Below are 22,558 nucleotides of genomic sequence, written 5' to 3' on the forward strand. Positions count from 1 at the left end.
CCATTATTGCTGTGAATTGATGGATTAAATGTACACTGTTTTATTTTTGAGCTCTGTCTATCGTATGTATTGAAATGTCGTGTTTTGTAACAACAAGATAGGAGTTACTGATAAGTTTATGATTTTATTTTTGAAAGCATACCGTGAAGCATGCGCCGCCCAAAGGACTGTGAGAGACAGACACGCAGCCATCTTGTAACTCGACAATCTGTTTTACGATGGCGAGCCCTAAGCCAAAACCACTGGTGCTTTTGTTTCGCGCTTTATCGGCGCTATAAAATGCATCGAACAAGTGAGGCCAGTCTTTCTCTTCAATTCCGCAGCCGTCATCGTGGATCTGAATACAGCAGTGGTCGGGAGTATCAACCAGCTCTAAAACGATCTGCTTTTTCGCATAACGCATTGCATTGCGAAGTAGGTTATCGAGTGCACGTTTGAGCAGCGTTGGATCGGCGTTGACAACCACGCCTTGTGATTCGGCATCATCAATCACAATGGATAAAGGCGTATCGCGCTGCCATTTAGGAAGAAGCGATTGAAGAAAGCGAGATAACACCACGGTAGATGTTTGTATCTCGGAATTTGGTCGCTCCATTTTTGCGTAGTAGAGCAGTTCTTCAACCATTTTTTCCATATCGTCAATGTCTTCTACAATGCTATCGACGTATTTTTGCTGATGCTCATTTAACGAAGCGTCCGCCAGAAGATCGGCTTGCCACTGGAGTCGGAAGATTGGTGTTCTTAACTCATGAGCGACAGCATTGGTTAGCATTTTGTTACTCGTAATAAGACGAGAGACCTTCTCTGCCATATGGTTAAAGCTTTTGTTTAATGTTCCCACCGACTTCGCGCTGGAAGTATCGGCGCGAGCATTAAAATCACCGGATGCAAAATCCATCGTGACCTTCTCTAATGCCCTTACGCGGCGGCTTAAAAACCAAATTAGCAGAACACAATACAGTGCAAATCCAGCGAGGAAGAACAGCCAAACGATATTGTCGTCAAAATTAATGGCTTGAATGATTGGGCTGTTGGGGTTTTGGCTTAATTTGAATACTGGCGAGCCTGGTTCAAATCGAAACCATAAATCTCGATCCTCATCAAACGCGGTATTGACGGAAGGATCTTCATCGAAAGCCTGTTGAACCTCAAGAGGGACACTAGTCATCTCTTGAGCGATCAACAACATATGGCTAGAGGTTGCGAATTTCTCCAATTGTTGAATGGTGTAGTCTTCACCTTTCTCACGATAAATCGGATAAATAAGCTCATGGAAAGCTTGCGCCTCATGCTCTTCCAGTAGGTAGTCGTAGTCAGTGTTCAGTTGATAAACAATGATTTCATAGCCAACTAAACTGGCGACAAAAAGAATAATCAGACCTAAGAAGCTTTCCAGATAAATACGTTTCATTACGCATTCCAAGCATCAGGCATAAACAAGTAGCCTTTACCACGCACAGTGATGATCTTTTGTGGTGGAGTGGTGCTGTCGCCTAGCTTTTTGCGTAAGGTAACGATGCGGTTATCGATAGTACGGTCAGTGCCGTCATATTCGATACCACGTAAGGTTTTTGTTAGCCACTCGCGAGAAAGAGTTTGTTCAGGGTGGTTTGCGAGGACCCAAAGTAAGTCAAATTCACCATCGGTTAGGGCAATGGGCTCATGATTTAGAGCGCAAGCCTTACGTAGGCGGTTAAGGCATAATAACCCCACTTCTAGACAAGTATCGGAATCAGACGTCGTTGCCTCCTTACGACGCAAAAGCATGCGAATTCGAGCAAGCAAAACTCGTGGTTTGATTGGCTTGTTTACGAAGTCATCTGCGCCGATTTCAAGGGCAGCGACGTGGTCAAAATCATCGTCGCTAGCAGTTAGCATCAAGACTTTGCCTTTAAAGCACTCGCGAATCTGGCGGCAGACGCTCAATCCATCTTGGCCAGGCAACATTAAATCAAGCAGTACGAGGTCGGGCTGAGCCTCTATAATCGCATCTGGAGCATCTGTTCCATTATCGATACAACGGACGTCGAAGCCTTGTTCAACAAAGTATTCGCTTAACATGGCTTGCAGTTTAGGATCGTCTTCAACGATGAAAATTGATTGCTTAGTGTCTTGTACATTCATGGCAGTGATGCGCTTTGTAGGAATTCTTCCTGAAACTTAAACAAATTTGTCAGTGATTTCAATAAACATCAATAGTCTTGTGGAATTTATAGACGGCAGTGATTGAACTTAACAACCAATAAAAAAAGCTCCGACGTTTATCGGAGCTTTTGAGAGTTAGAAGTCGATGCTAGCTAGCTTGAGGAGCGGGTGTCGAGTTTGTTACTTCAACTTGTTGCTCTTGTGCTTGTTTTGCAAGAAGTTCGTCTTGTTGGCGTTGATGCTCCATAATTTGTCCGTAGTTTTGCTTAAGGTATTGGAGTGTTTTAACCGCCGCGATGAAGAACACAGGCACGATCAATACGATGATCAGTACAGGGAACGCTTTAAGGATATTCAAGTCAGCATTAATCAGTAAGAAGATGATTGGTAGTGCAGTTAGCAATAAGCACCAGAACAGACGAAACATTGGGTTTACGTTTGCTTCTTCATCTAGCTGTTTAGTTGCGATGCCTGCTAGTGAATACGAGGTGCCATCTAGTGTTGTTACTGTAAACAGAATCATCGTGACTAGGTAGATAGCAGTTAGCAACATTGGAATAGATGTTGAGTCAAATACTTGCTTCACCAACTCAGTTGGCTGACCTTCACCAATCAGTTTGACACCATCAACGACGCCGTTGTTTACAAGATCCATTGAGAAGGTGCCACATACACCGAAGATAACCGCAGAGCCCATTGTGCCGCCAATCACGAGGATGAGAACCACGTCTTTTAGCTTCTGACCTTGGATGATCTTAGTGATGAAGACACCTACACCCGGTGAGTAAGAAATCCAGTTCGCTAGGAAGAATACCGTCCAGTATTGAGGGAACAACGTTGTGCCATATGGATCTGTGTTGGTGCTCATGCGGATGTATTCAGTCAACATGATACCAATGCCATTGGTTAAGTTGTTCATGATCAGAGCTGAGGGTCCGATGATGAAGATGATACCAACAAACGCTGCACAGATATAAATGGTTGCACTAGATAGGCGGGCCATGCCTTTCTCAATGCCGATGTAAGAGCTGAGAGAGAAGATCACTGACAACCCAAGGATAACGCCAATACCCAACATTAAATTGTCTGGAATGCCCGTTAAGCTCGCTAGGTTAGAGGAAATCATCGGGATGCCCAAACCTAATGTTAATGCGGTTGCGGCAAGCGTTGTGATGATAAACAGTAGGTCAATAAACTTTTGCGCCCAAACCGGTAATCGGTCATCAAATAGTGAGTTAATGACACCACTTAAGCTCATTCGACGGCTTTTCTTTAGGTAGAATACGACGGCGAATGGGATGGCTACAATGAGGTAGATAAACCAGCCTGCTGCGCCCCAGTGGAACATGTTGTAAGCCGTAGCGTATTCCATTGCCATGGCTTTATCTGTAATACCGAACTGAGGGTCCATGAAGTAGTATACCGCTTCAATAAAGCCCCAGTACATGGTGCTTGCGCCCATGCCCGCAGACAATGCCATTGCGAACAGTTGGAATTTCGTAAACTTAGGTTTGGTGTCACCCATACGAATATCGCCATATTTAGAAAAGGCGAGGAACAATAGGGCACCTGTTGCAAAAAGTGTGTACCAAAGGAAACCAGAACCGAAGTTAATGACGGTAAAATCTAGCATGCCGCTCATGGTGCTTTTTACGGCTTCTGGGTATACCACTGCAAGAATACCTAGAAGCAGTACAAATCCAAAACTGCCAAAAGTAAGTTTCCAGTCGATTTCTGAAGTATTCAATTTCATTGTGACTTTCCAATATTGTCTATTAATGAGAATACTCGGACGGCCTTGTTTATTGTCACTGACACTCAGGGTGTCTGCCTTTCTCCCGTTCCCATACGAGTAATTAGAAAGGCAGACAGTGTAGGGTTAGAGGGATGTCAGTCTTTTGCTGTCTCTGTATTAATTGTTTATGTCGTGAAGCATGCGGTTTATTCGAAAACGTACGACGCCACAGACATTTCTTTCACTTTGTCCCAATCCATTTCAACACCTAAGCCATTGCCTTCAGGAGCACGGACATAACCTTCTTTGTCGGTGCGGATAACGGTTTTCGACGCTAGCTCAAAGTCTTCGTAAGGGTAGAATTGTTCAAAGAATTTACAGTTGTTATGCGCAAGAGCGACGTGCAGGTTTGCGGCTTGCGTTAGCGTGTAACCCATGGATTGGATCTCTAGGTTCTTAGAGAAGCCCTCTGCAATGTGGAAGCATTTGTTTAGAGGTGTAATACCACCGCAAACCGTCGCGTCTTGACGAATGTCAGACCACATCTCTTGTGATAATGCATAGGTCACTTCTTGCAGTGTTAACAAGCAGTTACCATGACTAGAAATCTCAAGGTCAGTGTTTTTAACTAGGCGTTTATAAGTGTTGTAGTCGTAATCAGAAACCGGTGCTTCTAACCATTCCCAGTGGTAGCGCTCTAGGCGTTTGGCCATTGCCATTGCTTGTTCTGGCGTGTAGAAGGTTGCCGTATCAAGCATGAATCGAATGCCTGTTTTGCCGTAACGAGCCTGAACTGCGTCAACAAGGGCAACGTCCTTTTCGTACACGCAGTAGCAGTGAAGCTTGATTGCTTTAAAGCCGTGTGCAATACAGTCGTCTAGGTACGGGAAGTACTCTTCTACGGTGTCGAACATTGGCGTCGATGCGTAAGACAACATTTTGTTTCGAGCGCCACCTAAAAGCATGTAAAGAGGCATGCCCGCTTTTTTGCCTTTGATGTCCCATGCTGCAATATCAATTGGCGCTTTAGGCGGCAGACCACCCCAAGTACAACGCGCCATTAACCAGTTGTAGAGCTCTTGAGTTGCCAATGGATTTTTACCCAGTAAACCTGGAACTATGGTGCGTTGAGATTCGATAATGCAGCGGTCAAAATCATTCTCTGTGTAGCTGATTGTTGCGCCTAACCCCTCTGTACCATCGTTACAAATTAGACGGACGATGTTATTGGTGTATAACAAAGGTTCTTGGTTATCTGCCCATGGTACAGGTGCTGCATCGCGGTCTGCTACAGCATAAAGTTCTACACGTTCAATTTTTAGTTCGGTCATTTTTCAGTCCTTACAGGCGTGAGCCATTTTTAATCATGGTGGCGCGAATCTCCGCGACATTTAAGTCACGAATCGCCGTATTTGTATCAATCGCTTGTGCAGCAGCAACGCCAGCTGCATGACCAAGCTCAAAGCATTGCGCGGTGACGCGAGCAGAAGCAAGCGCTTCGTGTTCAGCGCTCAAGCATCGGCCAGCAACAATGATATTTTCACCAACTACTGGCACTAGCGTATGGAATGGAATGTCGTAATAATCGTTAATTAGCCAGTGCAGTTTTGGTTTATCGCCGGAGTGCAATTCAATAGGCCAAGGGGTACGGCAAATACCGTCTTCACGCTTGCGACAGTTAACAACGTCTTCATTAGTTAGCGTTTCGATACCAACAATAGAGCGCGTTTGACGAATGCCGACTTCTACACCGGTGTCGACAACGAATGCCTGTTCACAACCTGGAACAAAGTTATTCAAGAAACGGGCGTACTCACGAACTTGGCGACGACCGAACACTTCGGCTTCTGTGAAATCTTCAGGATCAATGACGTTCAGCATGCGTCCATCTTGACCTGCAAGGCGTGTCGCATTAACCATCAGCTCATTCGCGCGCGTGGTCGGGAAAATCCAAATCTTATGACGTGGCAACTGGTATTCGCCGCTTTCGTTGGCTGCAAGAATATTTTCGGTGACTTTTGGAGGGCAGATCGTGTCGTTGCCGTAGTAGTCAAGATAAGTGTCCATATCGACACCGCCAAAACGGAAGAACATGGTTGGGTTTTGGATACGACCATTGTCGCCAAAGTAATAATCCATGCCCGCACGAGCTACCACAGCAGCATCACCAGAAGCGTCGATGATCTGTTTACTTAAGATGATACTTTGCCCTGCGTTTGATTCGATGATCACGCCTTTAAATGTGTCACCTTCCATGATCACGCCAGTGACTGACGTATGGAATAGAGTTTTGACATTTGCTTGCTCTAGGAAATCATCAGCAACTTCACGCCACATCAAAGGATCGTGCGTCACTGTGTACGTTTTACCGTAACGCTGTGGAGCAGTGACACCACCTTTGTTTTCTAATGCTTGACGAAAACGTTCTGTAAAACCGAATACTACTTGTTCTGGCTGTGCATTTTCATCGTCCGATGCCATGTACATACCACAAATAGTGCCAGATAAGCCCGCGACGGCAGCACCACCGCAAAAACCGTATTTCTCAATTAGCCAAGTGTTCTTACCTAGACGACCAGCCGTTTCAGCTGCGGCAACACCAGCAGGACCTCCGCCAATGACTAACACTTCTACTTCAGCCAAAACAGGTAGGTCAGGAGTGTGTTCATAACGACGGATAATGTTCCAAGATTTCATTCTTACCTCACTAATAGATGACTGATGTTCATCTGATATATCAGTTGTATGTTTTTAATATATTCGTATTTCTTTTTTTGGTACAATGGCAAAACTTCTTATCGTGAGATTGCTCACTAAAAGATTGATCAATGGAATAGGAACGAGAATGACCGTAAATTCAGTCAATAAGACAGAAGTTGCATACAGCAAACTTGAAAAAATGATCATCTTCCGCGAATTAGAACCAGGGAGTATGGTCAGTGAAAAGCAGTTGGCAGAAGAGTTAGAGCTTGGGCGAACGCCAGTTCGAGAAGCGTTACAAAGATTGGCTTATGAATGTATGGTTGAGATCCACCCGCGACGTGGAATTCAAATCCCAGCAATCTCTGTCGAGAGCCAACTAAAGATCCTAGAAGTCCGTCGCGACATTGAAGCCTTATGTGTCAACTACGCTGCCTCGCGAGCAAGTGTTGAAGAGAAGCAGCAGATGTTAATGTTGGCTGAGCAGTTAGAAGCTTGTGCAGAAAACAAAGATGACCTGCTTTACGCGTCTTTACTTAAAGAAATCCATACCTTGCTCGTCAAAGCTGCATGTAATGAATATCTACAGTTAGCGATGGCACCACTACAAGGTTTATCCCGTCGCTTTTGGTTTGCATTTAAAAACCAAGACTCAGATTTGGTTGAAGCATCTTCTCTTCATGCTGCCGTTTTACGCGCTGTCAGCCATACTGATGCCGAGGAAGCGGTCACGGCATCACATCGCCTAAATGACTACCTAACTGATGTGGCTTATCGAACGATTAAGCCGAGGAAGTAAAGAAGGTTTCTTCTTCAGCGTTAGCCGATTGAGCCGAGCAAGCAACTGCTCGGCTTTTTTGTCTACGAAGTGCACGACCTCTTACAAACGCTTACGTGGCGACTGTGTGGTTATGAAATAATTTTCTTCATTACTTTGGTGGCTTGCTTGGATTTGTAGAGAGATAGATTATGAGGAGAAGCAAAGGGTTTACTTTGTTAGAGCTGGTTATTGTTGTCGTTGTATTGGCCCTCGTGTCTGTCACTTCTGCACCTCGAATTTTAGGTTTTTTTAGTGATGGACGCGTGGCAAAATTAAAAGAAATCGAAGCGGTGATGAAAACAGGCTCGGATATTGTGTTCTCTAAGGCCCTGACTCAAGGCCTTGAAAACCAGTGTTATACCTATATCGATGACATTTATACCTGTAATGGGTATCCCACTGCACACCGAGATAATGTTTTGCGAAGCTTTAATATCGATGCTGAGCAAGTTTACGTTACAAACAAAGGCAGTGATGCCGCGGGTAGGGAAGCGTTTATTGGCTTTACGAAAGATAACGTGTGGCACAAGAAATGCTACGTTTATTACAAAGATGCTGTCTCCGGCGGTAGCGTTACGGTCGCCTCATTTACCGAAGATTGCTGATTACATGAAGAGCGTTGATTACATAAAGAGAAAAAAGCGGCTTTGAAGCCGCTTTTTGAATTTCGTCGTCTTAAAATCGTATAGATTAAGGCTGTTGCTTAGTTGGTGCTAATGCAATTTCACGGATGCAAACGTTTTGTGGCTGCTGGTAAGCAAATACAACTGCACGTGCGATGTCATCAGCAGCAAGAACGCCGCCCATGTCCTCTTTCCATGCGCCGTAACCATCTTTGATTTCTTGCGATGTTGTGTGAGAAAGCAGTTCGGTTTCTACCGCACCAGGGGCAATTGTTGTTACACGAACATTCGATGCTGCGACTTCTTCACGAACGTTTTCAGAAATCGCGTGAACCGCAAATTTAGTACCACAGTAAGCTGCGTGATCAGGGAACGTTTTCTTGCCTGCGATTGAGCTGATGTTGATGATAGTACCGCTGTTACGTGATTTCATTGGTGCAAGCACAGACTGCATGCCGTTTAGCAGACCAAGTACGTTCACGTCGAACATGCGTTTCCATTCTGATGCATCTTGTGTGTCAATTTGACCAAGTAGCATCACACCTGCGTTGTTTACTAGTGCATCAGCTGGACCAAATTTCTCTTCCGCTTTCGCAATCGCAGCTTCAAATGAAGACTTGTCTGTTACGTCTACTTTCTCACATAGCGTGTTTGGCAGGTTTAGGGCTTCCAAACGTTCTACACGACGAGCAAGAAGAAGAAGTGGGTGACCTTCATCGCTTAGACGACGGGCAATTGCTTCACCGATACCAGAACTTGCACCTGTAATTACAATCAGTTTTTTCATCTTTTGTTTCCTTCATCTCTTTGTTTGAGAGTTGCTTTTGTATGAGAGCAGCTTTTAGTTAAGAACATCTATCTCGCTGCGATGTGGGTATATTAAGGAAATGACTTTTGTTGATATATATCACTTTAGGTAAAACACTGTTGTTGTATAGCAACAATTAATGGTAACTCGATGAAAAATTAGCGATAAAAAAGGCGCACTGAGTACGCCTATCTTTTCTGTCTGTGTGATTAAGCTGGTTGCTCTTGAGTGCACACGACACTGTTATCACTGCCAAAACCATTTGGTACGTAGGCATCCGCTTGTGGGTCGTTTTCCCACTCAGCTTCGTTAAATAGGTAACGGAACTGAATATTCTGTTCTTTCGGCAAGCGTGTTTTAAATTTAAACTGTCCACTTTTCTTCACGAGCTTCATTGGTTCTGGTTGCCAGTTGTTAAAGTCGCCTGCAATTTGAATCGACTCCCACTGGTTTTTGTCTAGCTCGAACGTGACTTCGACTTCGTCTTTTGTTTTAAAGAATCTCTTTTTAAGCATTAATCTTTCCTTGTTTGTACAAAAACTGATCTAACTATTACTCAGGTTTCATAAGGATTTCAAGTGTTATCGGCATTGCAGTCGGTATCGAGTGTCAGAATCCTCTGGTTTGTGAACGTGCTACTAAGTGATTGGCTTGTATGAAAAGAAGGATTCTGTATGATGAAGATTCACCATATTTTGAAGAAGTTGTATGCCGAGTTTTAACCGTACATTCCTGACGACAATGCTTTGTCTATTAGCCATGTTGCTAACGGGTGTCGTGTCGAGTGTGCGTGCAGCAACGGCACCAATTGATGTGAGTTCAAACAAAGACCCTGTCGCTGAACTTCATCAAAAAATGGGTGTAGATAATAAGGATTGCATCGAGTCGCACCATAGTGATCACTTGATGGAAAAAGGGCAGCAAGCACATACCAGTTGCAGCTCTTCCTGTATCGTGAAAATTCCAACTAACCTTTTGCAAGATGATGTCATCTTGCTCCCGCATAGCCTCGCACTGATCGATAAATCACCCACACCGAAAGCAGTGACTGTGGTTTATAAACCTTACCGTCCTCCTATTGTTTGATCCTTTTATTCATCACAAACCAGCCCTGCTGGGCTTTTTAAAAACTCACTAATGAATACGGCACACGTGTGCCTGAAGGAATCAAACATGAAAAAGCTATTTGCTCTTTGTAGCACTCTATTACTGGCATTCACTGCTCACGCTGCGCAATTTGAAGCGGGTAAACATTACAAAGTGTTGGACGTAGAGAAGTCGAAGAAACCGACAGTAACCGAATTTTTCTCTTTCTATTGCCCACACTGTTACAAATTTGAATCAGTCATCGATAACCTAAAACCATCGCTACCAAAAGACGCGAGTTTTGAGAAAGTACATGTCGCATTTATGGGCGGCAATATGGCGGTGCCGATGGCGAAGTCATACGCGACAATGGTGTCTTTGGGCGTAGAGAAGACGATGGTACCGGCGATGTTTGCTCAAATTCACCAGAAACGTCAAGCTCCTCAAAATGAAGCTGAATTGAAGCAAATCTTTGTGGACAATGGGGTAGATGGTAAGAAATTTGATGCGGCATACAACAGCTTTGCCGTAAACTCGATGCAAAAGGGTTTCGATAAGCAGTTTAAGCAAAGTACGTTGACTGGTGTTCCGGGGGTGGTTGTTAACAACAAGTACATCGTATTACCGAACGAAATCCGAAGCTACGATGAGTACAACAAGTTGGTAAACTACTTACTAACGCTTTAATTATAAAATGAAAAATGGCGACCAATGAGGTCGCCATTTTTTTGTTTTGTTCGCTTTAGCGTAGGACGGCTGTGCAAGCTGCTGTTGGCATATCGGTCATAAAGATCGCGTTTGGGTAAAACAAGCTCGCCATGGTGACGGCAACGTTACAAGGTTGGGCTATAGTGGTTTTCACCACGGTATTTAAAACCACGCCAGTGTTATTCACCGTATTGACCGCAGCTTGATGAGCTTGGTAAGACACGCAACCTGCTGTTGCGTTGATAACTGCAGTACTAAAAAGAAGTTTACGAAAAAACATATTCATATCCTTTGTGAATGCTTTTGAGTACTTATATGCTTGCCTGTTCATAATTGGAACAAAACAGTGTTCAAAATTGCTATAGGTTCACGAAATGAACATTGTTTTATATAACAATGTTCATTTCGTGATCTGGTAGGTGGACAGACCAGATTATGCAATTAAAACCAACCCATGCATGAGCACTACGCCTGTCGTGAGCTTGCCTCGCATCATCTGGTAACCTTTTGGCTCCGCCTCTTTTTCTATTTTCCGAATCAGCTTTTCCGCGTACCAAACGGCAATGTAACCAGCAGCCAATAACAGAGTTGCAATCAAATAGTGTTTGTTACCTTGTAGTAGCGCTCCCCAAGCGAGTAGTACAAATAAATTACTGAGCACCAATGCATTGCGACTCAAGCGGTGATAAAAATGATCAATAGCATTGCCCCAAAGTACCCCTGAGAGAAAACTCAAAATCACTGCACTGTAAGCGATAAAAAATTGTTCCCCAGACAAGTTAAACAAAGTTCTTTCCGTAACGATGAGAACCAAGCTGAACAGAAATGGCAACAGCCCCAAATAACCCAATTGCAACATCGTCGTACGTGTGGTTGTCATAGCAGCCTTCCTTACAGTTGCTGTTCAATCATGTTAGTAAGCGTAGTACTTGTTGGAGAGGTTGAGCTTGGGAAGGTCGCGACGACTTTGCCTTCTTTATTGATCAAGAACTTGTAGAAGTTCCATTTCGGTGTAATGCCCGCTTGGGTACTGATCTGGGTAAATACTGGATTTGCATCCTCACCTAGGACAGACGTTTTAGCCATCATAGGGAAGGTGACACCATAGTCGAGGTAACAGATTTTTGCGGTCTTCTCTTCGCTACCACGGTCTTGACGAAAGTCGTTACTAGGAAAGCCGACAACTGAAAAGTTTTGATCTTTGTACGTTTGGTGTAGCTGTTCCAGTTGCTCGAATTGGGGAGTGAAGCCGCATTGGCTCGCGGTGTTCACAACCAATAGTGTTTTGCCTTTAAAGGCATCACACAGGGCTATTTCTTCTGTTGAATTGAGAAGTCGTTGCTTACCTTGCAAGATATCTGGGCAACTCGATGCAAAAGTCAAAGAGCTGGTGGAGAGTAGTGTCGCGATAAGTGCGCTGCGAGTAATTCCTTTCATGATGTTGATTCCTTTTATTTTTGCTAAGTATAACTACTAGAAAAGGAACCAAATCGATCAAAAAAGCCGCTGAGTTCAGCGGCTTTTTACTAGAGCAAATACGTGTTGATTACGCTAGCTTCAAATCAAATTGATTACGGTAAGCAACCATATCTTCGATGGTCAGTACTGGCATGTTGTGTAAACGACCAAACGCGACGATCTCTGGTGTTTTTGCCATAGTGCCATCTAGATTTGTCACCTCACATAGCACGCCAGCAGGCTGTAAACCTGCCATTTGCATTAGATCGATAGTGCCTTCTGTGTGACCACGGCGAGTCATTACGCCACCAGGACGAGCGCGCAGCGGGAACACGTGACCAGGACGAGCCAAGTCGTCTGGTTTTGCATTTGGATTAGCAGCTGTTTTGATGGTCGTCACGCGGTCAGCGGCAGAAACGCCAGTTGTTACACCATGTTTTGCTTCAATAGAAACCGTGAAAGCCGTTTGGTTTGCGCTGTTGTTGTTTGCAACCATTGGTGGCAGTTCCAACTTGTCTGCTTGAGCATCGGTCAGACACAGGCAAACAATACCGCTGCATTCGCGGATCATAAGAGCCATTTGCTCATTGGTTAAGTGCTCTACGGAATAAATGATGTCGCCTTCGTTTTCACGATCTTCATCGTCGAGAAGAAGTACGCCACGACCTTCTTTAAGTGCGATAAGTGCGTTTTCAACGCGAGTAATTGGGTCGCCAAATTCGGCAAGTAGTGATGACTGATTCATGGTTAACTCCTAAATATCACCAGAATCAGGGCGGTATGAGGGATCGTCACATTTTATGCATACGCTGAGCCGCCAACGGTAAGTTGGCACAAACCCACGCAATAAAAATGCGATCCAAAAAGAAGTGCACCAGTGTTCATCAACAAAGAACGTTGAGGAAAACGCTGATGTTTTCTTATTCTCTTTCATCCGGACTATAACCGTCGGCTCTGGCATCTCACCAGATCTGCTGACCTCGACGAATCGAGCGCTCGCGGGCTCACTCAAAAGAGTATACCGCCGGTGGGGAATTTCGCCCCGCCCTGAGAACATTGAATCCAACCAATATGGTCAGAAGTAAAAAACTCCGACACTCAAATGAGTGGTCGGAGTAGGGATAGTACTGCGAACGCCTTGGCTTGAAAAGTAGATTGCAACTACTTGATGGAAAAGTGCGCTATCGGCTGAAGTGATCAGTTTTGATAAAGTGATCAATCTGTGCAGGTACGTAGGTGTTGTATATAAGGCTGGTATGAGTTTGTTTGGTCTCAATATGGTCTTGCATGCCCTCCAAGCGTGTCTCATCGACAGTAACCGTACCGTCAGACATGGTGTTGTCTCTGTGCATTAGAATGGGTCTTGCACCAATTGCCATCGTGCCAGCGATGCTGCCAAGCTTTTGTGGGAAAGTCCAACTGTCCTCGTGTTTATTAAGACCATGGTATGGTGAGTTACCAAGAATCGCACCTAAACCTAAATCCTGAATGCGAGTCACGATGGAAGCGCCTTTCAGCGGTGAGCCAATTGCAACAACGTGAGAAACGAGGCTTGTCGATGGTTTTCTGCTTGCGAGGTATCGTTTAATCATCAAGCCACCTAGGCTATGACCCACTAACACATTAGCAGTCAACGGGTTAAGCGCTTTGTCGATGGAGTTAAATAGCGATTCTTCATTAATTGAAACCGTGTTGTAACTCAATACTTGGGTCTCGTAGCCCAGCTTTCTAAGCTTTTGGCTAAGAGGCTGCATGACCAGCCCATGCATATAAAGACCATGTAAGATGATGATTTTCATAATACCTCCTAGATTTATGATGTTGATTTTATCCTACTAAATTCTCCACAGGGCTACTGTCAGCGAATTAGCAAATCTTGCACTTCTTTTTGTAACAAATGGCGATCTAGTGTGGCTGGTTGCAATAACTCACCGATATTGACTTCGATACGAGACCAAAAGCGAGTAGGGCGTTTAGTTAACGCATGTCCATTTTTGTGACTGAAGAAAGATCCCCATAAGCCTTTTAACGCCATTGGAATCACGGGTACAGGTGTACGCTTTAAAATCTTTTCAACACCGGGTCTGAACTCGCCTAGTTCGCCATTTGAGGTCAAGCGACCTTCAGGGAAGATACAAACAACTTCATCGTTACTAAGAGCCTGCTCAATCTGTTCGAAAGCTTTTTTGTAAGTCTCTGCGCATTTGCGTGGAGAGCAAATTGGGATGACGCCAGCATGGCGGAAGACGTATTTAAGAACAGGCAGCTCGCTGATTGATTTGTCCATCACAAATCGCACTGGGCGGGTTGATGTGCCCATTAGAATCAAAGCATCTACATAGCTCACATGGTTTGCCACAATCAGGGCTGCACCTTGCTCTGGGATGTGCTGACGACCAGTTACGGATACTCGGTACAAACAGTGGCTTAGTAAGTAGCTAACAAAGCGCTGAGTAAACTCAGGTACTTGGCGGTAAACGTAGACAGCTACGATGAAGTTACCGACGGCCAAAATGGCAAACAGTTCAACGATAGAGAACTCTAAAACACTTAAGATCAAGATTGAAACAGCAGCAGAAGCGACCATAAATAGTGCATTCATTATGTTATTGGCTGCAATAGATTGAGCACATTCGCCTTCTTCAGAGCGTGATTGGATAAACGCATAAAGGGGAACAATAAACACACCGCCGCTCACACCAACCAAGAACAAATCGATCATCACTCGAATATGCGAAGACTGAGTAACAAAGTTATGTATATCGTAATACTGACTCGGAAAAGATTCGATTGCAGGCACCGCCCATAAAAGGTCTGCACTGAAAATTGTTAAGCCCAAAATACCAAATGGCAGAATGCCCAGTTCTACTTGATTGAAAGACAACTTCTCACATAGCCATGAACCCGTAGCGATACCAATTGAAAATAGAGCCAATAATAGAGAAACCACAGTGCTGTCTGCGAATAAGTGTTCGCGAGCAAAATTTGGAAATTGGGTCAGGTAAGTTGCGCCCATAAACCAGAACCAACTGATGGCTAGAATCGACATCCAAATACCGCGTTGTTTTTGTGCCAGTTTGAGCGTTTTCTTCAAACCAGTAATAGGCTCGAACTTTACTTTGTCACTTTTCTTACTTGGCAGAGAAGGGATGTTAGCGCTGCTTAACAGACCAAGCAGAGATAGCGTAATCACAATGCAAGAGGCGATAATCATGCCGTTTGGAACTGCGAGTAATAGACCAGCGCTTAATGTACCAATCAGAATCGAAAGGAAAGTCCCCATCTCAACCCAAGCGTTACCTTTCACTAGTTCATTCGACTTTAGCGCTTGAGGAAGTAGAGCGTATTTCACTGGACCGAAATAAGCCGATTGAGTACCAGTCATGAAGAGGAGGACGAGCATCAGGATAGCACTCTGCGTCATAATGGCAGTCGCAGCGCAACTCATGATCACTAATTCAATAAGTTTTAAGCGGTGGATCAATTTTGCTTTGTCCATGTTGTCTGCAATCGCACCTGCGTGGGCAGAAAACAGAAAAAAGGGAAGGATAAACAAGCCAGCAGCAAGGTTAACAAAAAGGTCAACCGACATTGGCAGTGAGTCAATTTGGCTGTACGTCACCATCAGTAAAAGAACATTTTTGTAGATATTGTCGTTCAGTGCACCAAGGCACTGAGTGACGAAATAAGGGAAGAATCGTTTAGTGAGAAACATGCTGGCTCCGTAAAGGCGAAATAGCGTTGAGATGGGAGCACTTTAAAGGCTTGGCTTTAGGAAGCCAGTGTGAAGAAAAGAGTTACGTTATGAGAAACCAAAAGTAACACTTAATGCTACTTTTGATTGCATAAATTCGTGATTTGATACGAATTGGTGCTTTTATGTATTACGAGTATGAATTTAGTGTCGGAACCAGACACTGAGCATTCTCAATGTGACAAATAGGATGAAGCCAGACAATCCTATAAAGCCCAAAGCAATGAGATAAAAAAACAAACGTACCATGCGAGCTTTCATTCGTTTGAAAAAGCCAAGGCTTGGCGTAAGCTCTGGAACATGCTGAAAGCTTGAGATCATCACCCAAGCGGCAAGAGCCCATAAAGCCGCTACACCACTCGGAATCAGATAAGACTCTTTAACCATATTGGAAAGTTGCAGAAGCGTGGCAACGAACACAGCAAAACCACCAAATGCAATTAACACGAATAAAGGGAGAACAGGTCTTGTCTTGATAGATAGGCTTTTGAGTTTATCGAGCATCAGGTAGTCCCTATTTACGTTCCCAAGGCTTAAACAGCGGAAATGTCCAGCGACGCATGGCAATCACTAGAGAAGTACCGTGTTTCTCGTTCATGTCTAATGAGTCGTCGCTTTGGCAGATTTGGTAAAACTCATCAATGACCTTCTGTAGCTTCTGTTGCATCTTTTTGTTTGTTGGCAAGCTCATCAGCCCCGTCGCCATCACCAGTTTTTCATCTTCGGCGGAGAAATAGCTTTGGAAGAAGGCATCTTGAACTTGTTGTTGGAAGAAACGCTGAATAGGACCGCCAGTGTGCCAACGAAAAGTCGGGGAGATACGTAGACGAATCTTATTGCCTGGTAGCAAGTCAATGATATTGAGGCGGTCGAGTTGTGCGAGCTTTTGTATGAGCTCCAATTCATCAAAGGTGTATTGCTCGATGATTTGCTCGAAGCGATAACCATTAACCACACATACCGCAACAAGCAACAAGCCTTTATCGTCGACCAGCTGCTTTTCTTGTTCTAACGTGAGCGATTCCAGCCCTTTGTTACGTGCTGCTGATAGCTTAAACAATTCTGCCATTTCCAAACCAATTAGTTGACAGATTCGCTCCAACCGATCGAGGCTAATTTGACTGCCTTCTGCCAATAAGCGCTTTACGGAACCTTCGCTTAAGCCCAAGTGTTTTGCTACATCGACATAGTGTATACCGGACAACTTGAGCTGGCGTTTAAGCTCTTTAATTAGGTTGTGACTTTCCGACATATTAACCTTCTACTTCTTGGCGCAACTGTTCTAGGTAAGATTGCATAAACGCTTTACGCTTCACAGCTTCTTCATACGCCGCTTTGGTGTTCATCGTATCTACAATTTTAAACAGTTTGGTTTGGAAGTGATCGATGGTGAATCGTTTATCTTCCAGTTCTCGATGCTCTGCAAACATATCCTGTTCGTTATACAAAGTGGCATCAAATAGCGTGCTGACTTGAATACAGCGTGTAACGCCAATAGCGCCAAGCGCATCTAAGCGGTCTGCGTCTTGGACGACCTGAGCTTCCAAAGTATTCGGCGTAATATTGGCGCTAAAACTGTGCGATTCGATCGCGTGGGCAATGGCGTCATGGTATTGAGCAGGGTAATCGATACTTTCAAGAAACGAAATGGCTTTGGTTGCCGCAATAGCGGAGCTTTGTTTACGGTTTGGGTGATCTTTGGGATAGGTGAAACAATCATGCAAATAGGCTGCGGGTAACACAACTGCTAACTCAGCGCCTTCTTGAAGTGCAAGTTGGCGAGCTGTCTTGACTACGCGGCGGACATGGCTGAGGTCGTGAGCCGCATCGGTTTGCATCTCTTGTTGCATAAATTGAAGGAACTGAGACTCAAATCGGTTGAGCTCTGATGTATTGAGTTGAGACATGGATTTCTTCTAAAAAATAAAGGCTTAGACAGAGTATGCCTAAGCCTTTATTAAATTGCCAAATGAGACGTTGTTATTGCGATGTTACGATGAATACGTTGTCGTTTTATTGTGTACGAGTGAAGCGGAACGTCTGCACTTTTTGCTCTGCTCCGTCGATGTACGCATAGCTATCGATGGTCCAAACGTTTGGACCTGCGAAACCTAGTTCCACACGTACATCACCGGTTGGAATTCCTTGATAGATAACGTCGTTAATGTTCATCGGATAGAAGTTGTAGCGATTGCTTTGCGCTTGTTGCTCGCCTGCAAATGCGACCGATACATCTTTTGCTTGGTTAGTTAATGTCAATTGATAGCCAGCTTGTTGGTCGAACGTGAATGCGGCATTAAGGTCAACACCTTGCGAGTTGGTCACCTTAATATTTGCTTCTGTTGTTTTCGCCAGAGAACCGTGCGCTTGTAAGCCGTCTAAGCCTTTAAAATCGCGATTGTGGTTTTGGATGTTTACGTTCCAATCCCCAACAAAGTTATCGATTTCTTGCCATTGCTGAGGTGCGTTGGTGGTTGCTGTATTCTGACCGCCATTGATGCCACCAATCGCTTCGTTACGACTATCATGGCGAATGTTTTCTCGATTGTTGTGAATATCTGCGCCAGCTCCTGCTACTCCGCCAGCAACACCACCTGCGACAGCGCCTTTCATTGCAAGCTCTGCGTCGCCAGTTAATGCGCCCATAGTAAGACCGAGAAGTGCACCGCCAGCGGCTCCTTGTTTTGTTAATGCATTTGGATCGTCTTCTCCCGGAGTCACGCATCCTGCAAGTAGGGGAAGAGATAGCGCCGCGACCAATGTTGTTTTGTTGAAAATGTTCATGTGTTCACTCCGAGATGTTTGGTTCGGAGCTATTATTGAACGCTGTTTGATTGTGAATCCACTTATCTCGCTGATAACCGTCAGTTATCACATGTAAATAATTTTTATTAAAAAGCTCAAATCTTAACTGAATAGCTCGATAAAAAAGAGATAAAGAAAAGGGTCAACATCGCTGTTGACCCTATATGGTTTTATTCTTTTATTTTATAAGCACTAATTTTGACGTTGTTAGTGGTAAATCTACTTTGGGCGATTTTTGGCTTTTTAATATAAAGCTCAACTAACTTGCTAACTTTAGTGCTTGTTCAACACGAGTGCAAATATTTATTACGTAAACTATCTATATTCTGAAATATAATTTGAAGTAATATCACAACAGATAACAATCTAAAATGGTGGAAATAGCGCAAGATCGCTTGTGCTGTCTCATGTTTGAGCCAAGCATAAACTGGATCGCCATTTTGTGATCTGGATCAATATTAATCCTCCTTCAGAGGGATAGCATTCACGCGAAATTGAGAATTATAAATTGAGCCTAAGCTATGCAGGATTTATATGAGCTAGAGCGTAAGTTGGTGGAATACGGCGCAGACATGAAAGGCTTAAAGGTTGTTCCTGCAATCATTGATCAAGATGGCAAGGTTGTTTATTTAGGGAATACACCCTCGTTGCTAAGAAATGTCATTAGTTGCCGTAGACAGCTAACGCAACGCGTAAAGAAATAAAGAAGGGTCTGATGCAAATCAGACCCTTTTTTGTATGTGCAGATTAGAGATTAACGCTTGTACGTTACTTGCTCTTGTTGACCAAGGTGAATGTGCGTTGTTGCCGGTTGAGTTTCAGCAATGACTTTACCGTGGCGAACAGAGTAGCGAACAGGTACTTGGCGGCGCACTGCATCAAAACCATTTTCTGCAGGAAGGATAAGCAAGCTACCTGGCTTACCTTCTTCAATGCCGTGTTTGTCTTGAATGTTCAGTGTGCGTGCTGAATTGGTGCTGATCAGATCAAGTGAGTTGTTGATTTGGTCGTAACCCATTACCTGACATACGTGCAGACCCATGTGCAGAACTTGCAGCATGTTTGCTGTGCCTAGTGGGTACCAAGGATCAAAGACGTCATCGTGACCAAAACATACGTTGATGTTGGCGTTCAGCATTTCTTTTACACGAGTCACACCACGGCGTTTCGGGTAATCATCGAAGCGACCTTGAAGGTGGATGTTCACCAATGGGTTTGCAACAAAGTTGATGCCAGACATGCGTAGCAGACGGAACAGGCGAGATGCGTAAGCACCGTTGTAAGAGCCCATCGCCGTTGTATGGCTTGCGGTTACCTTGTGACCCATGTTGAACTTGTGCGCTAGCGCTGCAAGTGTTTCAACAAAGCGTGATTGCTCGTCATCGATCTCATCACAGTGTACGTCGATCAAACGGTCGTATTTCTGTGCCAGTTCGAAAACGTAGTGCAGAGACTCGATGCCGTACTCACGAGTGAATTCAAAGTGAGGAATAGCACCAATAACGTCAGCACCCAACTGAACTGCCTCTTCTAGCAATTCTTTGCCGTTCGGATAAGACAGAATGCCTTCTTGTGGAAACGCAACGATTTGGATGTCTACCCACTCTTTCATTTCTTCGCGTACTTCTACCATTGCTTTTAGAGCAATTAGAGTAGGGTCAGAAACGTCAACGTGAGTACGAACGTGCTGTACACCGTTTGCAATTTGCCACTTAAGTGTTTGTTTCGCGCGTGATTTTACGTCTTCAATCGACAGCATTTCTTTGCGCTCAGCCCAACGCTCGATACCTTCGAAAAGTGTACCAGAGATGTTCCAGCTCGGCTCACCAGCGGTTTGCGTGGTGTCTAGGTGAATGTGCGGCTCACAGAATGGCGCGACAGCCATGCCGCCCTCCGCATCAAGAGTGTCACCTGTGTAATCTAGTTCTACATTATTGTCTTCAATACGCTTGAATTGACCATCCTCAATCAAAATTTGCTGGAGACCTTCCTGTCCCTTAAGCGTTGCGTTCTTGATCAATAGTGTTGTCATGATGGTTCCTTACGCTGGCTGCTGTGCCAGTGTCTTTTTATTAAGAATAGGATTTAGAATCAGGTAGCTGATTGTGCCGCCTAGTACCGCGTTCACAGGTACTACGCCCGGAAGGAAGTGACCTGCTGCAACGCCAATCGCTACCGCGATAATGCCAGCCCAGTTGACTGTTTGGAACTCTGCTGCTGCGAAATTTTTGTAACGTTTACGGTTCATGAAGAAGTCCGCAATAATGACGCCACCAATTGGTGGAATTGCAAGCGATAGGAAGGTTAACCAGCCTACAAAGTTATTGTACAGCCATAGTGCGCACAATGTACCTATTAAACCGTTTGCCATAGAGATGTATTTACTTGGCAAGCCTGTGATGTTGGAGAATCCTAGACCTGATGCGTAAAGCGCATTGTCATTGGTTGTCCAGATGTTTAAGCCAAGCACGATGATAGCTGGGATAAGAAGACCTTGCGCAATCATCACTTCTGAAATGTCTGATTGACCGGTTACTGCGGCACCTGCGGCACCGAAGATGAACATCAATGAGTTACCGATGAAGAATGCCACCATTGTGACCATCACGGCACCTTTTGGCTTTTTGCCGAAACGTACGAAGTCTGCAGTTAGTGTCCCTGCACTGACAAATGAGCCAACGACCATTGCTAGCGCTACAGAAAAGTCGATAGGTTGCGCTGGTTGTACTTTTTGTAGCTCAGCTACACCACCAACGCTGTTTACCGCTTCGACTACTGAGTAACCACCAAGCAGAGCAATCGCTGGTACTGCAATCGCTGAAAGTACCATTAGTGCAGAGATACCGAAGTAAACCGTTGCGGTCATGAGTAGACCAGAAATGATAATAAGTGTGTTTGTGTCAATGCCTGTTGCTTTGTTTACTGGAATCGCAAACATTGCAACGCCAACACCAAACCAACCAACTTGTGTACCGCCAAGAAGTGCGGAAGGAAGCCAAGAGCCTTTAGAGCCAAAAGAGAAACGAGCAAGGAGGTGAGTAGAGAGACCAGTAGAAGCGCCGATGTAACCGAGGAAAGAAGTGTAGATACCGAGGATTAGGTTACCAATAAGAACAGCGAGGAAGAAATCATCAAAAGAAAGTCCGGTACCGAGCGAACCGCCTGTCCACATACTTGCGGAGAAGAAAGTGAGTCCCAACATTACCATGGTTAATGATGCAACACCCTTTCTGGCAGTGTTAGGAACCGGTCCAAGACTGTAGTTATTGTCTGCAGCCATTTTTACCTCCGCAAAGAAAATTAAAACGAATTATAGATCCCAATTTCTGGGCAAACGGCGCGTATTATCGTGATGTAAATCTCATAGTCAATGAGTTTTTTGTCACTTAAGCGTTTACTTTAAGGTTTTTATTTATTAATGCTTTTTAAAACATGGTGTTATGGTTTTTTGAAAAATCAAAAAAGTTTAGCTACAAGTGGGTTTTGTTTTCTGTAATGTGTAATGAAATCGGTGTCATTGGTAGTTCGTGGTTATGATGTCATATTTATGTGGTTTGTTTATAAAATTGCGATTTGATTGATTTTAGTGATGGTTGGCAAACGTTTTTATGAGCTTGCTGGTAACCGTTGTTTGTTATTTAATCGAAAGGCGATTTGTAAGCTTATTCTTTTGTAAGTTTGACTTGATGATTTGGGTTAAGTGGGTATTTATAACAGATAACGTCGCAACTTTTACGTGTGTAATCGATTGTAAAGTTATTCGATAAGGTTGATTGCTGAGCGCGGGAGGGTAAATCGAAGAAGTTGGAGAAGGAATAGACAAAAAAATAGCCAACCGCAAAGAGTGCGATTGGCTTATATACTTGTGAACAAATTCAAGTTCACTAACAACGTCAGTTGGCTAGGTGACCCTCGG

The 22,558-nt window shown here is 44.2% G+C and carries 24 protein-coding genes and 1 riboswitch; of the genes, 5 read left to right on the forward strand and 19 right to left on the reverse strand.

Going from position 1 to position 22,558, the window contains the following annotated elements; genetic code table 11:
• Window positions 1-124 precede the first annotated feature (124 nt).
• The 5 genes from ABMY42_RS01890 to ABMY42_RS01910 all read right to left on the reverse strand — a co-directional run bounded on the left by ABMY42_RS01890 (window position 125) and on the right by ABMY42_RS01910 (window position 6,577).
• Window positions 125-1,411, reverse strand: coding sequence for an ATP-binding protein (locus ABMY42_RS01890; RefSeq protein ID WP_009696266.1), 1,287 nt, complete (start codon window positions 1,409-1,411; stop codon window positions 125-127).
• Entirely contained in the window at window positions 1,411-2,124 is a 714-nt protein-coding gene (locus tag ABMY42_RS01895; protein ID WP_005453495.1) for a response regulator, read from the reverse strand. The genes ABMY42_RS01890 and ABMY42_RS01895 overlap by 1 nt, the downstream gene beginning before the upstream one ends.
• Window positions 2,125-2,293: 169 nt before the next feature.
• Window positions 2,294-3,898 (reverse strand): BCCT family transporter, encoded by a 1,605-nt coding sequence (locus ABMY42_RS01900; protein ID WP_005453498.1) that lies wholly within the window; start codon window positions 3,896-3,898, stop codon window positions 2,294-2,296.
• A 188-nt stretch (window positions 3,899-4,086) separates the two neighbouring features.
• Window positions 4,087-5,211 (reverse strand): mandelate racemase/muconate lactonizing enzyme family protein, encoded by a 1,125-nt coding sequence (locus ABMY42_RS01905; RefSeq protein ID WP_349265897.1) that lies wholly within the window; start codon window positions 5,209-5,211, stop codon window positions 4,087-4,089.
• A 10-nt stretch (window positions 5,212-5,221) separates the two neighbouring features.
• Entirely contained in the window at window positions 5,222-6,577 is a 1,356-nt protein-coding gene (locus ABMY42_RS01910; protein WP_009696263.1) for an FAD-dependent oxidoreductase, read from the reverse strand.
• 148 nt (window positions 6,578-6,725) lie between these two features.
• Between ABMY42_RS01910 and ABMY42_RS01915 the strand changes: the two genes are divergently transcribed.
• On the forward strand, window positions 6,726-7,379 hold the full coding sequence (locus ABMY42_RS01915) for a GntR family transcriptional regulator (protein WP_005453503.1): 654 nt from the start codon (window positions 6,726-6,728) through the stop codon (window positions 7,377-7,379).
• 170 nt (window positions 7,380-7,549) lie between these two features.
• The gene (locus ABMY42_RS01920; RefSeq protein ID WP_005453505.1) at window positions 7,550-8,005 is read left to right on the forward strand and encodes a prepilin-type N-terminal cleavage/methylation domain-containing protein; all 456 of its coding nucleotides are present in this window, start codon (window positions 7,550-7,552) and stop codon (window positions 8,003-8,005) included.
• Between the two features lie 85 nt (window positions 8,006-8,090).
• On the opposite strand, the gene ABMY42_RS01925 is transcribed toward ABMY42_RS01920, so the two are convergent.
• Both ABMY42_RS01925 and ABMY42_RS01930 read right to left on the reverse strand, forming a co-directional pair.
• Window positions 8,091-8,810 carry an SDR family oxidoreductase gene (locus ABMY42_RS01925; RefSeq protein ID WP_005453507.1) on the reverse strand — a complete coding sequence of 240 codons (720 nt, stop codon included), beginning with the start codon at window positions 8,808-8,810 and terminating at the stop codon, window positions 8,091-8,093.
• Window positions 8,811-9,040: 230 nt separating this feature from the next.
• Window positions 9,041-9,346, reverse strand: coding sequence for an isoamylase early set domain-containing protein (locus ABMY42_RS01930; RefSeq protein WP_009696260.1), 306 nt, complete (start codon window positions 9,344-9,346; stop codon window positions 9,041-9,043).
• Between the two features lie 193 nt (window positions 9,347-9,539).
• Here ABMY42_RS01930 and ABMY42_RS01935 point away from each other — a divergent pair, with 193 nt between their 5' ends.
• Together ABMY42_RS01935 and ABMY42_RS01940 are read left to right on the forward strand one after the other, a co-directional pair.
• Complete coding sequence (locus ABMY42_RS01935; RefSeq protein WP_017188701.1) at window positions 9,540-9,917, forward strand: hypothetical protein; 378 nt, start codon at window positions 9,540-9,542, stop codon at window positions 9,915-9,917.
• 87 nt (window positions 9,918-10,004) lie between these two features.
• A complete protein-coding gene (locus ABMY42_RS01940) occupies window positions 10,005-10,604 on the forward strand; it encodes a thiol:disulfide interchange protein DsbA/DsbL (protein ID WP_005453513.1) in 600 nt (199 codons plus the stop codon).
• A gap of 55 nt (window positions 10,605-10,659) precedes the next feature.
• Here the strand turns inward: ABMY42_RS01940 and ABMY42_RS01945 are convergent, their stop codons facing one another.
• The 10 genes from ABMY42_RS01945 to ABMY42_RS01990 all read right to left on the reverse strand — a co-directional run bounded on the left by ABMY42_RS01945 (window position 10,660) and on the right by ABMY42_RS01990 (window position 18,621).
• Entirely contained in the window at window positions 10,660-10,905 is a 246-nt protein-coding gene (locus ABMY42_RS01945; RefSeq protein WP_005453516.1) for a hypothetical protein, read from the reverse strand.
• A 153-nt stretch (window positions 10,906-11,058) separates the two neighbouring features.
• The gene (locus ABMY42_RS01950; RefSeq protein WP_005453517.1) at window positions 11,059-11,505 is read right to left on the reverse strand and encodes a DUF3429 domain-containing protein; all 447 of its coding nucleotides are present in this window, start codon (window positions 11,503-11,505) and stop codon (window positions 11,059-11,061) included.
• A gap of 11 nt (window positions 11,506-11,516) precedes the next feature.
• On the reverse strand, window positions 11,517-12,062 hold the full coding sequence (locus ABMY42_RS01955; RefSeq protein ID WP_009696257.1) for a glutathione peroxidase: 546 nt from the start codon (window positions 12,060-12,062) through the stop codon (window positions 11,517-11,519).
• A 109-nt stretch (window positions 12,063-12,171) separates the two neighbouring features.
• Window positions 12,172-12,828 carry a 3,4-dihydroxy-2-butanone-4-phosphate synthase gene (ribB, locus tag ABMY42_RS01960; RefSeq protein ID WP_069688113.1) on the reverse strand — a complete coding sequence of 219 codons (657 nt, stop codon included), beginning with the start codon at window positions 12,826-12,828 and terminating at the stop codon, window positions 12,172-12,174.
• A gap of 173 nt (window positions 12,829-13,001) precedes the next feature.
• A riboswitch (FMN riboswitch) is annotated at window positions 13,002-13,142 on the reverse strand.
• Between the two features lie 122 nt (window positions 13,143-13,264).
• Window positions 13,265-13,882 (reverse strand): cob(I)alamin adenolsyltransferase/cobinamide ATP-dependent adenolsyltransferase, encoded by a 618-nt coding sequence (locus ABMY42_RS01965; protein ID WP_005453520.1) that lies wholly within the window; start codon window positions 13,880-13,882, stop codon window positions 13,265-13,267.
• 59 nt (window positions 13,883-13,941) lie between these two features.
• A complete protein-coding gene (locus ABMY42_RS01970; protein WP_349265898.1) occupies window positions 13,942-15,798 on the reverse strand; it encodes an MFS transporter in 1,857 nt (618 codons plus the stop codon).
• A 183-nt stretch (window positions 15,799-15,981) separates the two neighbouring features.
• Entirely contained in the window at window positions 15,982-16,341 is a 360-nt protein-coding gene (locus tag ABMY42_RS01975; RefSeq protein ID WP_017188705.1) for a hypothetical protein, read from the reverse strand.
• A 10-nt stretch (window positions 16,342-16,351) separates the two neighbouring features.
• Window positions 16,352-17,089: a helix-turn-helix transcriptional regulator gene (locus ABMY42_RS01980; RefSeq protein ID WP_029790062.1), complete on the reverse strand. Its 738-nt coding sequence runs from the start codon at window positions 17,087-17,089 to the stop codon at window positions 16,352-16,354.
• 1 nt (window position 17,090) lies between these two features.
• Window positions 17,091-17,744, reverse strand: a complete 654-nt coding sequence (locus ABMY42_RS01985) for an HD domain-containing protein (protein WP_017819324.1) — start codon at window positions 17,742-17,744, stop codon at window positions 17,091-17,093.
• 106 nt (window positions 17,745-17,850) lie between these two features.
• Window positions 17,851-18,621, reverse strand: coding sequence for a hypothetical protein (locus ABMY42_RS01990; RefSeq protein WP_009696250.1), 771 nt, complete (start codon window positions 18,619-18,621; stop codon window positions 17,851-17,853).
• 542 nt (window positions 18,622-19,163) lie between these two features.
• On the opposite strand from ABMY42_RS01990, the gene ABMY42_RS01995 reads away from it, so the two are divergent.
• Complete coding sequence (locus tag ABMY42_RS01995; protein ID WP_005453531.1) at window positions 19,164-19,346, forward strand: hypothetical protein; 183 nt, start codon at window positions 19,164-19,166, stop codon at window positions 19,344-19,346.
• Between the two features lie 50 nt (window positions 19,347-19,396).
• Here the strand turns inward: ABMY42_RS01995 and ABMY42_RS02000 are convergent, their stop codons facing one another.
• Both ABMY42_RS02000 and codB read right to left on the reverse strand, forming a co-directional pair.
• Entirely contained in the window at window positions 19,397-20,674 is a 1,278-nt protein-coding gene (locus ABMY42_RS02000) for a cytosine deaminase (RefSeq protein ID WP_274792964.1), read from the reverse strand.
• Between the two features lie 9 nt (window positions 20,675-20,683).
• A complete protein-coding gene (gene codB, locus ABMY42_RS02005; RefSeq protein ID WP_005453535.1) occupies window positions 20,684-21,922 on the reverse strand; it encodes a cytosine permease in 1,239 nt (412 codons plus the stop codon).
• Window positions 21,923-22,558 lie beyond the last annotated feature (636 nt).

The sequence above is a fragment of the Vibrio sp. SSH13-20 genome (assembly GCF_040104475.1).
In the GTDB taxonomy this organism is placed as follows: domain Bacteria; phylum Pseudomonadota; class Gammaproteobacteria; order Enterobacterales; family Vibrionaceae; genus Vibrio; species Vibrio harveyi.

Bases quoted from the DNA above. Each gene is read 5' to 3' on its own strand.
- ABMY42_RS01890 (WP_009696266.1), bottom strand. From the start codon at position 1,411: ATGAAACGTATTTATCTGGAAAGCTTCTTAGGTCTGATTATTCTTTTT.
- ABMY42_RS01945 (WP_005453516.1), bottom strand. From the start codon at position 10,905: ATGTTTTTTCGTAAACTTCTTTTTAGTACTGCAGTTATCAACGCAACA.
- ABMY42_RS01955 (WP_009696257.1), bottom strand. From the start codon at position 12,062: ATGAAAGGAATTACTCGCAGCGCACTTATCGCGACACTACTCTCCACC.
- ABMY42_RS01975 (WP_017188705.1), bottom strand. From the start codon at position 16,341: ATGCTCGATAAACTCAAAAGCCTATCTATCAAGACAAGACCTGTTCTC.
- ABMY42_RS01925 (WP_005453507.1), bottom strand. From the start codon at position 8,810: ATGAAAAAACTGATTGTAATTACAGGTGCAAGTTCTGGTATCGGTGAA.
- ABMY42_RS01935 (WP_017188701.1), top strand. From the start codon at position 9,540: ATGCCGAGTTTTAACCGTACATTCCTGACGACAATGCTTTGTCTATTA.
- ABMY42_RS01900 (WP_005453498.1), bottom strand. From the start codon at position 3,898: ATGAAATTGAATACTTCAGAAATCGACTGGAAACTTACTTTTGGCAGT.
- codB (WP_005453535.1), bottom strand. From the start codon at position 21,922: ATGGCTGCAGACAATAACTACAGTCTTGGACCGGTTCCTAACACTGCC.
- ABMY42_RS01895 (WP_005453495.1), bottom strand. From the start codon at position 2,124: ATGAATGTACAAGACACTAAGCAATCAATTTTCATCGTTGAAGACGAT.
- ABMY42_RS01985 (WP_017819324.1), bottom strand. From the start codon at position 17,744: ATGTCTCAACTCAATACATCAGAGCTCAACCGATTTGAGTCTCAGTTC.
- ABMY42_RS01930 (WP_009696260.1), bottom strand. From the start codon at position 9,346: ATGCTTAAAAAGAGATTCTTTAAAACAAAAGACGAAGTCGAAGTCACG.
- ABMY42_RS01915 (WP_005453503.1), top strand. From the start codon at position 6,726: ATGACCGTAAATTCAGTCAATAAGACAGAAGTTGCATACAGCAAACTT.
- ABMY42_RS01940 (WP_005453513.1), top strand. From the start codon at position 10,005: ATGAAAAAGCTATTTGCTCTTTGTAGCACTCTATTACTGGCATTCACT.
- ABMY42_RS01905 (WP_349265897.1), bottom strand. From the start codon at position 5,211: ATGACCGAACTAAAAATTGAACGTGTAGAACTTTATGCTGTAGCAGAC.
- ABMY42_RS01980 (WP_029790062.1), bottom strand. From the start codon at position 17,089: ATGTCGGAAAGTCACAACCTAATTAAAGAGCTTAAACGCCAGCTCAAG.
- ribB (WP_069688113.1), bottom strand. From the start codon at position 12,828: ATGAATCAGTCATCACTACTTGCCGAATTTGGCGACCCAATTACTCGC.
- ABMY42_RS01970 (WP_349265898.1), bottom strand. From the start codon at position 15,798: ATGTTTCTCACTAAACGATTCTTCCCTTATTTCGTCACTCAGTGCCTT.
- ABMY42_RS01920 (WP_005453505.1), top strand. From the start codon at position 7,550: ATGAGGAGAAGCAAAGGGTTTACTTTGTTAGAGCTGGTTATTGTTGTC.
- ABMY42_RS01910 (WP_009696263.1), bottom strand. From the start codon at position 6,577: ATGAAATCTTGGAACATTATCCGTCGTTATGAACACACTCCTGACCTA.
- ABMY42_RS01995 (WP_005453531.1), top strand. From the start codon at position 19,164: ATGCAGGATTTATATGAGCTAGAGCGTAAGTTGGTGGAATACGGCGCA.
- ABMY42_RS02000 (WP_274792964.1), bottom strand. From the start codon at position 20,674: ATGACAACACTATTGATCAAGAACGCAACGCTTAAGGGACAGGAAGGT.
- ABMY42_RS01965 (WP_005453520.1), bottom strand. From the start codon at position 13,882: ATGAAAATCATCATCTTACATGGTCTTTATATGCATGGGCTGGTCATG.
- ABMY42_RS01950 (WP_005453517.1), bottom strand. From the start codon at position 11,505: ATGACAACCACACGTACGACGATGTTGCAATTGGGTTATTTGGGGCTG.
- ABMY42_RS01990 (WP_009696250.1), bottom strand. From the start codon at position 18,621: ATGAACATTTTCAACAAAACAACATTGGTCGCGGCGCTATCTCTTCCC.